Below are 12,187 nucleotides of genomic sequence, written 5' to 3'. Positions count from 1 at the left end.
ACCTACAGCGGTGGTCGCGCCGCGGCCACCGCCACCAGCAGGAAACCGATGATCAGGTTGATGCCCACCAGCCGGCGTATCTGCGCCAGCTGGGTACCGGCGCCTGCCCAGTCCTCTGCCTGCACGGCGGTGTTGAAGGTGGGCAGTTGCAGGGCGGTGATGCGCAGGAACAACGCCACCATCACCACGTACAACCCCATCATCACCTGCACATAGCGCGGCGCGGTCTCGAAACCGCTGAAGCTGATCTGGATCATGCCGATGCCACTGATCGGAAGAATCAGCACAGACACCCAGACCCAGATAAAAAAGCGTCGGAAAACTTCCCGCCACAGCTTCAGCCGCGCCGGTGCGTCCAGGGCTGTAACCGCCGCCGGGCGCAGCACCAGCCAGGCGAAGAACATGCCGCCCACCCAGATGAAGGCTGCCCAGACATGCAAGGTGTAGAGGGGGGCAAAGGCTGCCATGTGGATCTCCGTTCAGCGCGCGAGGGTTTAGCGGGGTATGATAGCGGCCCTTAATGAAACACTGAAAATTTATCCAGGCGTTCACGCCCCAGAATCATGATCAGCAACCAACTCAAAACCCAGATACAGGGCGCCTATACGCGTTTCCTCGAAGCCAAGAGCCTCAAGCCTCGCTATGGCCAGCGCTTGATGATCGCCGAAGTCGCCAAGGTACTGGGCGACATCGAGTGTGACGACGAAGGGCGTCGCTCGGGCGACTGCGCCGTGGTGGCCGTCGAGGCCGGCACCGGTACCGGCAAGACCGTGGCCTACAGCCTGGCGGCGATCGCGGCTGCCAAGGAGGCGGGCAAGCGCCTGGTCATCGCCACGGCCACCGTCGCGCTGCAGGAGCAGATCGTCTACAAGGACCTGCCCGACCTGATGAAGAACAGCGGCCTGAACTTCACGTTCTCGCTGGCCAAGGGCCGCGGCCGCTACCTGTGCCTGTCCAAACTGGACGTGCTGTTGCAGGAAGGCCACGCGCAGACGGCCACCGCCCAACTGTTCGAGGAGGAGGGCTTCCGCATCGAGGTGGACGAAGCCAGCCAGAAGCTGTTCACCAGCATGATCGAGAAGCTGGCCGGCAACAAATGGGACGGCGACCGTGACAGCTGGGCCACCGCCCTGGAAGACAAGGACTGGGCCCGCGTTACCACCGACCACAGCCAGTGCACCAGCCGCCATTGCCCCAACTTCCAGCAGTGCGCCTTCTACAAGGCCCGCGAAGGCATGGGCAAGGTCGACGTGATCGTCACCAACCACGACATGGTGCTGGCCGACCTGGCCCTGGGTGGCGGCGCCGTGCTGCCTGACCCGCGCGACACCATGTACGTGTTCGACGAAGGCCACCACCTGCCGGACAAGGCCATCGGCCATTTCGCCCATTACACCCGTCTGCGCTCCACCGCCGACTGGCTGGAAACCACGGCCAAGAACCTCACCAAGTTGCTGGCCCAGAACCCGTTGCCCGGCGACCTGGGCAAGTGGATCGAGCAGGTGCCGGAGCTGGCGCGCGAGATCAAGACCCACCAGCAGTTCATGTTCAGCGCGTGCGAGCAGCTGGCCGACTTCCGCGCCGGTGAGGACATGGAAGGGCGCGAACGCCCACGCCATCGTTTTGTCGGCGGCGTGGTGCCTGAGCACATGCGCGAAATGGGCATCGAGCTGAAGAAGGGCTTCGCCCGTCTCAACGACCTGTTCACCCGCCTGGCCGACCTGCTCAAGGAAGGCATGGACGCCGAGAAGAGTATCGGCATCGCCAGCCACCAGGCCGAGGAATGGTACCCGCTGTTCGGCGGCCTGCAGTCCCGTGCCCAGGGCAACTGGGAACTGTGGACCGCCTTCACCGCCGAAGACCCGGAAGACAGCCCGCCCATGGCGCGCTGGCTGACCCTGGCCGAGGCCGGTGCCATGTTCGACATCGAAGTCAACGCCAGCCCCATCCTGGCCGCCGAGATGCTGCGGCGCAACCTGTGGAACGTCGCCCACGGCGCCGTGGTGACCTCGGCCACCTTGACCGCGCTGGGCAAGTTCGACCGCTTCCGCATGCGTTCGGGTCTGCCCAAGACGGCTGTCACCGCCGTGGTGCCCAGCCCGTTCCACCACGCCGATGCCGGTGTGCTGCGCGTGCCGGACCTGCGTGCCGACCCGCGCGACGCCACCGCGCACACCGCCGCCATCATCCGCGACCTGCCCAGCCTGGTGGAAGGCTCGCGCGGCACCCTGGTGCTGTTCTCCTCGCGCCGGCAGATGCAGGACGTGTTCGACGGCCTGGACCGCGATTGGCGCAAGCAGGTGTTCATCCAGGGCAACCTGTCCAAGCAGGAGACCCTGAACAAGCACAAGGCGCGCGTCGATGGCGGCGACTCCAGCGTGCTGTTCGGCCTGGCCAGCTTCGCCGAAGGTGTCGACTTGCCCGGCGCCTACTGCGAGCACGTGGTCATCGCCAAGATCCCCTTTGCGGTGCCGGACGACCCGGTGGAAGCGGCCCTGGCCGAATGGATCGAAGCGCGGGGCGGCAACCCGTTCATGGAAATTGCCGTGCCCGACGCCTCCTTGAAGCTGATTCAGGCCTGTGGCCGACTGCTGCGTACCGAGCAGGACCGCGGCACCATCACCCTGCTGGACCGCCGTCTGGTCACTCAGCGCTATGGCAAGGCGATCCTCAACGCCCTGCCGCCGTTCCGCCGCGAAATATCCTGAGGCAGCAGGGCAACATTGCCCTGCTTAACTGTCTATACACCTGATCGAGGCCGACACCGGCCGTCAAGGAGAGCTGGAACCCCATGATTCGCCGTTCGTTACCCGCTGTATTCGCACTGCTGGTTGCCACCCCGCTGCTGGCGGCCCCTGGCGCGCAGCAGACGCTGTTCAACTTCGTTCGTCCCGCCGATGTGGTGCAGGTGACGACCGCCGATGCCAGCCTGCCGCAGTACAACGCCGAACAGACGGCCGAAGGGGAGGTGTTGCGCCGGGTGACCTTCAACCCGGTCGCCGCCCCCAGCCTGACCCTCAAGCCGCAGACCGGCGTGTGGGACTGGTCCGCCGACAGCGCCATGACCCTGCGGGCGCAAAGCGCCATGGACTGGGCCGTGACCCTGTACGTGAAAATCCAGAGCAGCGACGGCAAGACGCTGACCAGCCGCATCGACCTGCCGGCAGGCCCGGCGCAGACCCTGGTGATTCCGCTGGCGGCCAATTCGCCACTCAGCCAGGGCATGCGCGCCGGCCCGCCGATGCCGTGGATGCACGACGGCCAACGCACGCTGCTGGCCAGCAGCGAGGGCGAACTCAGCGCCAGCCAGGTGGTGTCGGTGACCCTGTCGATGGACAAGCCCGCCGCTGCGCAAAACATCCTGCTGGAGCGTTTTGGCGTGGTGGAAGGCGATGTCATGCAGAAAGCCGCCTATGCCGATCTGGTTGACGAATACGGCCAGTTCAACCGTGGTCGCTGGCCCGAGAAGGTCAGCAGTGACGATCAGCTCAAGGCGGCCGCCACACGTGAACAGGCGCAGCTCAAGGGCTGGCTGGCCGAGCGTGACAAGGCGCCACTGGACAAGTTTGGTGGCCTGACCCAGGGCCCGGCGTTCAATGCCAGCGGCTTCTTCCGCACCGAAAAACGCGATGGCCGCTGGTACCTGGTTACCCCCCTGGGGCACCCGTTCTATTCGCTGGGCGTCAATGCAGTCGCCGCCGACAACGACCGTACCTACGTGCAGGGACGCGAGTGGATGTTCACCAGCCTGCCCAAGGCCGACGAGGCGGGCGCGCAATACTACGGTCAGAGCAACAACCAGGACGGTAACGGTTCGTCCGTGGGCCGTGGTTTCGGCAGCGGTCGCTGGTTCGATTTCTACGGCGCCAACCTGCAGCGCACCTACGCCACCCCTTGCACCCCGACTGCCCAGGCGCCGTGTGCGGCGCAGCCGTTCGATGCCATCCGCTGGCAGAAGCACACCCTGGACCGCCTGCAGGCCTGGGGTTTCAATACCCTGGGCAACTGGAGCGCGTCGACCCTGGAAGGCAACCAGCGCGTGCCGTATGTACTGCCGCTGTCGATCGTGGGTGACTACGCCAGCATCAGCACCGGCATGGACTGGTGGGGCCGCATGCCCGATCCGTTCGACCCGCGCTTTGCCATGGCCACCGAGCGTGCCGTGGCCATCGCCGCCCGTGATCACCGTGACGATCCCTACCTGATCGGCTACTTCGCCGACAACGAACTGGCCTGGGCCGGCCCCGGCAGTGAGCCCAAATCCCGTTACGCGCTGGCCTATGGCACCTTGCGCCAGACCACCGACGTACCGGCCAAGCGCGCGTTCCTCAAGCAACTGCGCGACAAGTACCGCAACCAGGAAGGGCTGTCCAAGGCCTGGGGCATCAACCTGCCGGCCTGGGAGCTGATGGAAGACCCCGGCTTCCAGGCACCGCTGCCGAACGCCGAGCACCCGGAAATCGAGGCCGACCTCAAGCAGTTCCAGCGCGCGTTCGCCGACACCTACTTCAAGACCATCGCCGATGCGCTCAAATGGCACGCCCCCAACCACCTGCTGCTGGGTGGCCGCTACGCCGTTTCCAGCCCGGAAGCGGTGGACTCGTGCGCCCAGTACTGTGACGTGCTGAGCTTCAATTTCTATACGCCCAAACCCCAGGACGGCTACGACTTCGCCCGTCTGCGCCAGCTGGACAAGCCGGTGCTGGTGTCCGAGTTCACCTTCGGTTCGCGTGACCGCGGCCCGTTCTGGCCGGGGCCGATGGAAGTGGCCAAGGAAGAGGACCGTGGCACGGCCTATGCCACCTTCCTCAAGGCAGCGCTGCAGGAACCCACCATCGTCGGCGTGCATTGGTTTCAGTACCTGGACCAGCCCGTGACGGGCCGCCTGCTGGATGGCGAGAACGGTCATTTCGGCCTGGTGGGCATCACCGACGTGCCGTATCAGGGCTTTGTCGCGGCGGTACGCAAGAGTAACCAGGACAGTCTCGACCAACTGGCCAAAGGCCTCACCGTAGCGGCGCCTGCCGAGAAAGGCGACAAGGCTGGCAGCCACGCCAAAGGCGGCGCTGCGCACAAATAACCTTGAGGGAGCGGGCTCTGCGTGGGAGCGGGCTCTGCCCGCGAAAGGCGCGCCGCCCTGCGCCAGGTGCTGCGCGGTGTGCCCTTCGCGGGTAGAACCCGCTCCCACACGTCAAACCCTGTATGCAGAAAGATACCTACCGCCGGGCATGCATGTGTTCACAAATGGCCCAAGGGCTGGAACAATGCCCCCCACTTTGTTCAATGCTGTGCAGGGAGTGGGTGGGTGCAGATTCAGGGTCATTACGAGCTTCAGTTCGAGGCGGTGCGCGAGGCCTTCGCCGCCTTGTTCGACGATCCCCAGGAACGCGGCGCCGCGCTGTGCATCCAGGTAGGTGGCAACACGGTCGTCGACCTGTGGGCCGGTACTGCCGACAAGGACGGCCAGCAGGCCTGGCACAGCGATACCATTGCCAACCTGTTCTCCTGCACCAAGACCTTCACGGCCGTCACCGCCCTGCAACTGGTGGGCGAGGGCAAGCTCGACCTCGACGTGCCCGTCGCTCGCTACTGGCCTGAATTCGCCGCCGCCGGCAAAGACAGCATCACCCTGCGCCAACTGCTGTGCCACCAGGCCGGCCTGCCAGCGCTGCGTGATGTGCTGCCCGCCGAGGCCCTGTACGACTGGCAGGTGATGGTCGACGCCCTGGCCGCCGAGGCGCCCTGGTGGACGCCAGGCACCGGTCACGGTTACGCGGCCATTACCTACGGCTGGCTGATCGGCGAACTGCTGCGTCGCGCCGACGGCCGTGGCCCGGGCGAATCCATCGTCGCCCGCGTGGCCAAGCCGCTGGGTCTGGATTTTCACGTCGGCCTGGCTGACGAAGAGTTCTACCGCGTCGCGCACATTGCCCGCAGCAAGGGCAACATGGGCGACGAAGCGGCCCAGCGCCTGCTGCAGGTGACCATGCGCGAGCCTGCTGCCATGAGCACCCGTGCCTTTACCAATCCGCCGTCGGTGCTCACCAGCACCAACAAGCCTGAGTGGCGTCGCATGCAGCAACCGGCGGCCAATGGCCATGGCAACGCACGCAGCCTGGCGGGCTTCTACGCCGGCCTGCTCGACGGCAGCCTGCTGGAGTCGGAACTGCTCAACGAGCTGACCCGCGAACACAGCATCGGCCAGGACAAGACCTTGTTGACCGCCACCCGTTTCGGCCTGGGTTGCATGCTGGACCAGCCGCAGCTGGCCAATGCCACATTCGGTTTGGGGGCTCGTGCTTTCGGCCATCCAGGCGCCGGTGGCTCGGTCGGTTTCGCCGATCCCGAGCACGATGTGGCCTTCGGTTTTGTCACCAATACCCTGGGCCCCTACGTCTTGATGGACCCGCGTGCACAAAAGCTGGTGCGGGTGCTTGCCACTTGTCTATAAACTGCGCGGATCGACCGGCGGCACGCTGAATCGGACCGATTCAACTACTATTCAATCAACGGTTTAAACGGGTTTTCTAACCCGATTTGTATCAACCTCATCCTTGTGGAAAGCTTATGTACACCAATAAATCCATTGCGTTTGCCCTGTGCCTGGCTGTAACCGGCTGCGCTCAGACTCCACAAAACACATCGGCTGACAACGGCGGCGCCCACTGGTGGTCGTTCGGCAGTTCCGACAAGGCGGTAGACAAGGATGTGGCAGGCGCAATCACCGACAAGGTGAACAAGGATGAGGCCAAGCCGGCCGTTGCCCCGGTAGCCGTGGCAGCCGCCCCGGCCGCCACTGAAAAGAAATGGTACTGGCCGTTTGGCGGTTCCAGCGACAGCGCTGCCAAGCCTGGCGCGCCTGCCGTGGCCGCCGTACCGAAGATCGACGCCAAGATGACCCAGGCCTGGCTGGACAGCTACGAGCCGAAAGTGCGTGAAGCGGTCAAGGGCACCAGCTTCCAGGTTGAGCGTCGCCAGGACGTGCTGGTGGTGGTTGCGCCGATCGACGGCAGCTTCAACCCCAAGCGCCCCGAGCTGCTGCTGCCTGTTACCCTGAGCCCGATCACCAGCATTGCCAAGGCAGTCGAGACTGATCCCAAGACCGCCGTGCTGATCCTGGGCCACGCCGATGCCACCGGTGCTGCCGATGTGCAGAAAATCAGCTTGCAGCGCGCCCAGTCGGTCAGCGCCATCTTCCGCCTCAGCGGCCTGAAGGGCCAGCGCCTGGCCGCACGCGGCATGGGTTCGCTGATGCCTCGCGCCGCCAACGACAGCGTCCAGGGCCGTGCCCTGAACCGTCGTATCGAGATCGTGCTGACCCCGCAGGAAACCATGGTTGCCCTGGTGGCCAAGTACAGCGCACCGACCCCGCCAGTGGCCGAGATGGTTGCCGTGCAGGACGTCAAGCCGGCCCCGGCCGCCGCACCGGCTGGCAAGAAAGCCGTTGCCAAGAAAGCCGCCGCGAAAAAAGCCCCGGCCAAGGCAGTTGCCAAGAAGAAAGTAACCCCAGCCAAGGCGGCAGCGCCGGCCAAGAAAAAGGCTGACGCCGTCGCGCAAACCCAGAACTGATCGTCAAGGAAACGCGCAATGACCCAGGCTTTGGCCGATATGCGCCGTGACTACACCCGTGACGGCCTGACCGAGGCCAATGCCCCGGTCGAGCCGTTCGAGTTGTTCACGCGCTGGTTCGAAGAGGCGATAAAGACCGAGCAGGCGCCGGTGGAGGCCAACGCGATGACGCTGGCCACCGTCGACGCCGATGGGCGGCCACATTGCCGTGTGCTGTTGCTCAAGGCCCTGGACACCCAGGGCTTCACCTTTTTCACCAACTATGAAAGCGCCAAGGGGCGGCAGCTTGCGGCCAACCCGTTTGCGGCCATGACGTTCTTCTGGCCCACCCTTGAGCGCCAGGTGCGTATCGAAGGGCGGGTCAGCAAGGTCAGCCATGCCGAATCGGACGCCTACTACCAGGTGCGCCCGCTGGGCAGCCGCCTGGGGGCCTGGGCTTCGCCGCAAAGTCGGGTGATCGCCGATCGCGCCGAACTCGAAGGCCTGCTCAAGGCCACCGAGCAGCGTTTCAGCGACACCCAACCAGACTGTCCTGAGCATTGGGGCGGTTACCGCCTGGTACCCGAGCGCATCGAGTTCTGGCAAGGGCGGTCCAGCCGGCTGCACGATCGCCTCAACTACCGTCGGGCTGATCAGGCCTGGCTGCGCGAACGCCTGGCCCCCTGATCATCGCGTTCGACCTTTTGCTCTCCTCTGTTGTCCAGACGATATGGCATAGTTGCTCTTAAGTGACTATGCCCTGCCGTCGCTCGTTCCAAGCCCGTCAAGCGGCTGTACTCGAGCTGAATGGACACAAATTATCCAAGCTGGCGTCGTGACAGCCTGCGATCGTCAGCGTTTAATGGGCACATACGCCCCTCGGAGAAATTTCATGCGTAAATCTGCACTGCTTCTTGCCTGCTTCACGACTACGTCCCTGTTCCTGGGCGGCTGTGTCTCCAACCTGACGGGTGATACCTATTCGCGTGATGAAGCTCGCCGTGTGCAGACCGTGCGTATGGGTACCATCGAGTCCCTGCGCCCGGTCAAGCTCGAAGGCACCAAGACCCCGATCGGCGCCGGCGCTGGCGCCGTGGTCGGCGGCGTCGCCGGTAGTGCCATCGGTGGTGGTCGCGGCAGCATCATCACTGCGGTGATCGGTGCCGTGGCCGGTGGCCTGGTGGGTTCGGCCGCCGAAGAAGGCATGACCCGCGCCCAGGGCGTGGAGATCACCGTGCGTGAAGACGACGGCAGCATGCGCGCCTATGTGCAGCAGGTTCAGGAAAACGAGATCTTCCGCGTGGGCGAACGTGTTCGCATCATGACGGTGGATGGCACCAGCCGCGTTTCGCACTGATTCATGCTGCAACAAAAAACCGGCCTCGGCCGGTTTTTTGTTGTCTGGGATTTGTGTCGCCTGTTTCCCGAGCTTCGCCCGGTCCCACAGGGGGGCTGTGGGACCGGGCGAAGCTCGGGAAAAGCTCACTGCCGAACCCGACTGGCCCACGCAGTAACTGCATACCCCACAAACGCCGCCACAATCGAGCCGGCCAAAATCCCCATGCGGTCCTCCCCGGCAAACACACTCTGCCCCGGCACATACGCCAGCGACCCCACGAACAAACTCATGGTGAAGCCGATCCCGCACAGTATCGACACCCCCAGCAGCTGCATCCAGCTGGCGCCCTGTGGCAGGTGCGCCAAGCCCACCTTGATGGCCAGCCAGGTCAGGCCGAACACCCCCAGTGTCTTGCCGATCAGCAGGCCACTGGCGATGCCCAGGGGCACGTGGTGGGTAAAGCTGTCCAGGGTCACGCCTGCCAGCGGCACGCCGGCGTTGGCGAACGCAAACAGCGGCAGGATCGCGTAAGCCACCCACGGGTGCAGGGCATGCTCCAGGGTGCGCGACGGCGAGGTTTCGGCGTGGCGGGTACGCAAGGGTATGCAGAACGCCAGCGTGACGCCCGCCAGGGTGGCGTGCACGCCGCTCTTGAGCACGCACACCCACAGAATGGCCCCAATGATCAGGTACGGCGCCAGGCGCACCACGCCCAAGCGGTTCATGGCGATCAATGCCACCAGGCAGGCAGCCGCCAGCATCAGCGCCAGGCTGGACAGGGCGCCCGAATAGAACAGCGCAATGACCACGATGGCACCCAGGTCATCGATGATCGCCAAGGTCATCAGGAACAGCTTCAGCGACACCGGCACGCGCTTGCCCAGCAACGCCAGCACGCCCAGGGCAAAGGCAATGTCGGTGGCCATGGGGATGGCCCAGCCGGCCAGCGCCGCCGGATCATCCTTGTTCAGCGCCCAGAAAATCAGCGCCGGCACCACCATGCCACCGATAGCCGCGGCCCCTGGCAGGGCAACCTGCGAGACATTGGAGAGCTGGCCTTCCAGCACCTCGCGCTTGACCTCAAGGCCGATGATCAAGAAGAACAGCGCCATCAGGCCATCGTTGATCCACAACAGCAGCGGCTTGGCGATTGTCAGCGCACCCACCTGGGCCACCACGGGGGTGTCGAGGAAGCTGTTGTACAGGCCGGACAAGGGCGAGTTGTTGATGATCAGGGCCAGCACGGCGGCGGCGATCAGCAGCAGGCCGCTGGCCGCTTCGAGCTGAAAAAATCGTGTCAGAGTACTACGCAGAGGCACGGTCGCTCTCCATCCTTGTGTTCGAGGGGCACACCCTAACCCGTACTGGCGGTTGTTAAAACAAAAGTTATATTCGTTTTTGTTATAACGGAGAGTGCCGGATTGGCAGGGGGCGGGACACTAGCAGAACGTTGGAGGGGAGGAGATAGGACGTGTCTGATTCGACTGTAGGACGTTTCTGAAGCGAGACCTGTAGCCGCTGCCGGCAGGCTGCGCTGGCCCGCCTGTACACCGGAAAGCTCCAGCGAGGCACAGGGCCAGCGCAGCCTGGCGGCAGCGGCTACGGGCTTAGGCGTTCAGGCCCAGCATGCTGCGCGCCACGGCTTCGGCGATACGGATACCGTCAACGCCTGCCGACAGAATGCCGCCCGCGTAACCAGCACCTTCACCGGCCGGGAACAGGCCCTTGAGGTTCAGGCTCTGGTACTCGGCGTTGCGGGTGATGCGCAGCGGCGACGAGGTACGGGTTTCGATGCCGGTAAGGATCGCGTCCGGGCGGGCGAAGCCGCGGATCTGCTTGTCGAACGCCGGCAGCGCTTCGCGGATGGCTTCGATGGCGAAGTCAGGCAGCGACAGCGCCAGGTCACCCAGGGACACGCCCGGCTTGTAGGAAGGCTCCACATCGCCCAGTGCCGTGGACGGCGTGTTGGCGATGAAATCGCCGACCAGCTGTGCCGGTGCCTGGTAGTTGCTGCCACCCAGCAGGTAGGCGGTGGACTCCAGCTTTTCCTGCAGCTCGATACCGGCCAGTGGGCCGCCCGGGTAGTCCACCTCGGGGGTGATGCCCACCACGATGCCCGAGTTGGCGTTGCGCTCGTTGCGCGAGTACTGGCTCATGCCGTTGGTGACCACGCGTCCCGGCTCCGAGGTAGCGGCTACCACGGTACCGCCCGGGCACATGCAGAAGCTGTACACCGAGCGGCCGTTTTTGGCGTGGTGCACCAGCTTGTAGTCGGCGGCGCCCAGTTTCGGGTGGCCGGCGTACTTGCCCAGGCGCGCCTGGTCGATCAGGCCTTGCGGGTGCTCGATGCGGAAACCGATGGAGAACGGCTTGGCTTCCATGAACACGCCACGGGCGTGCAGCATGCGGAACGTGTCGCGGGCGCTGTGGCCCAGGGCCATGACTACGTGGCGGGACATCAACTGCTCGCCGTTTTCCAGCACCACGCCTTGCAGCTGTTCGTTGTCGATCAGCAGGTCGGTGACCTTGTTCTCGAAACGGATCTCGCCGCCCAGGGCTTCGATCTCCTGGCGCATGGTTTCCACCATGCCGGTCAGACGGAAGGTGCCGATGTGCGGTTTGCTGACGTAGAGGATCTCTTCCGGCGCACCGGATTTGACGAACTCGTGCAGCACCTTGCGGCCGTGGTGCAGCGGGTCCTTGATCTGGCTGTACAGCTTGCCGTCGGAGAAGGTACCGGCGCCGCCCTCACCAAACTGCACGTTGGACTCGGCGTTGAGCACGCTTTTGCGCCACAGGCCCCAGGTGTCCTTGGTGCGCTGGCGCACTTCCTTGCCGCGTTCCAGCACGATCGGCTTGAAGCCCATCTGCGCCAGCAGCAGGGCGGCGAAGATGCCGCATGGGCCAAAGCCCACCACCAGTGGGCGCTCGGTCAGGCCTTCGGGGGCGTGGCCCACCACTTTGTAGCTGACGTCCGGCGCGGGGCCGACGTTGCGGTCTTCGGCGAAGCGCGCCAGCACGGCGGCTTCATCACGCACGCTCAGGTCGATGGTGTAGATGAATTGCAGCTCGCTGTTCTTTTTGCGCGCGTCGTAGCTGCGCTTGAACAGGGTGAAGTCCAGCAGATCGGCGTCGGCGATCCCCAGGCGCTGCACGATGGCCGGGCGCAGCGCCTCGTCGGCGTGGTCCAGGGGCAATTTGAGTTCGGTGATTCGTAACATGACAGGGTCCAATATCCGGGCCACAGGGTTGACCCGGCAGCTTTGCACTAACCGGCCATTATAAGCGCTTGCGAGGGGT

At 64.7% G+C, this 12,187-nt stretch carries 9 protein-coding genes; 6 read left to right on the top strand and 3 right to left on the bottom strand.

Annotated features, from left to right (window positions below):
- Positions 1 to 2: 2 nt before the first annotated feature.
- Complete coding sequence (locus tag ACZ9GA_RS21695; protein WP_457360811.1) at positions 3 to 467, bottom strand: CopD family protein; 465 nt, start codon at positions 465 to 467, stop codon at positions 3 to 5.
- 96 nt (positions 468 to 563) lie between these two features.
- Between ACZ9GA_RS21695 and dinG the strand changes: the two genes are divergently transcribed.
- The 6 genes from dinG to ACZ9GA_RS21665 all read left to right on the top strand — a co-directional run bounded on the left by dinG (position 564) and on the right by ACZ9GA_RS21665 (position 8,905).
- On the top strand, positions 564 to 2,708 hold the full coding sequence (gene dinG / locus ACZ9GA_RS21690) for an ATP-dependent DNA helicase DinG (RefSeq protein WP_457360812.1): 2,145 nt from the start codon (positions 564 to 566) through the stop codon (positions 2,706 to 2,708).
- Between the two features lie 83 nt (positions 2,709 to 2,791).
- A complete protein-coding gene (locus tag ACZ9GA_RS21685; RefSeq protein ID WP_457360813.1) occupies positions 2,792 to 5,080 on the top strand; it encodes a beta-galactosidase in 2,289 nt (762 codons plus the stop codon).
- A gap of 225 nt (positions 5,081 to 5,305) precedes the next feature.
- Positions 5,306 to 6,451, top strand: coding sequence for a serine hydrolase domain-containing protein (locus tag ACZ9GA_RS21680; protein WP_457360814.1), 1,146 nt, complete (start codon positions 5,306 to 5,308; stop codon positions 6,449 to 6,451).
- Between the two features lie 116 nt (positions 6,452 to 6,567).
- On the top strand, positions 6,568 to 7,569 hold the full coding sequence (locus ACZ9GA_RS21675; protein ID WP_457360815.1) for an OmpA family protein: 1,002 nt from the start codon (positions 6,568 to 6,570) through the stop codon (positions 7,567 to 7,569).
- An 18-nt stretch (positions 7,570 to 7,587) separates the two neighbouring features.
- Positions 7,588 to 8,235, top strand: coding sequence for a pyridoxamine 5'-phosphate oxidase (pdxH, locus tag ACZ9GA_RS21670; protein ID WP_457360816.1), 648 nt, complete (start codon positions 7,588 to 7,590; stop codon positions 8,233 to 8,235).
- Between the two features lie 205 nt (positions 8,236 to 8,440).
- Positions 8,441 to 8,905: an outer membrane lipoprotein gene (locus ACZ9GA_RS21665; protein WP_027977231.1), complete on the top strand. Its 465-nt coding sequence runs from the start codon at positions 8,441 to 8,443 to the stop codon at positions 8,903 to 8,905.
- A 125-nt stretch (positions 8,906 to 9,030) separates the two neighbouring features.
- On the opposite strand, the gene nhaA is transcribed toward ACZ9GA_RS21665, so the two are convergent.
- Positions 9,031 to 10,206, bottom strand: coding sequence for a Na+/H+ antiporter NhaA (nhaA, locus tag ACZ9GA_RS21660; RefSeq protein WP_457360817.1), 1,176 nt, complete (start codon positions 10,204 to 10,206; stop codon positions 9,031 to 9,033).
- Positions 10,207 to 10,494: 288 nt separating this feature from the next.
- Positions 10,495 to 12,108, bottom strand: coding sequence for an NAD(P)/FAD-dependent oxidoreductase (locus ACZ9GA_RS21655; RefSeq protein ID WP_457360818.1), 1,614 nt, complete (start codon positions 12,106 to 12,108; stop codon positions 10,495 to 10,497).
- Positions 12,109 to 12,187 lie beyond the last annotated feature (79 nt).

The sequence above is a fragment of the Pseudomonas sp. TE3644 genome, from assembly GCF_056278815.1.
Note: the sequence above shows the minus strand (reverse complement) of the source record. Positions and strands in the feature narration are given on the sequence as shown.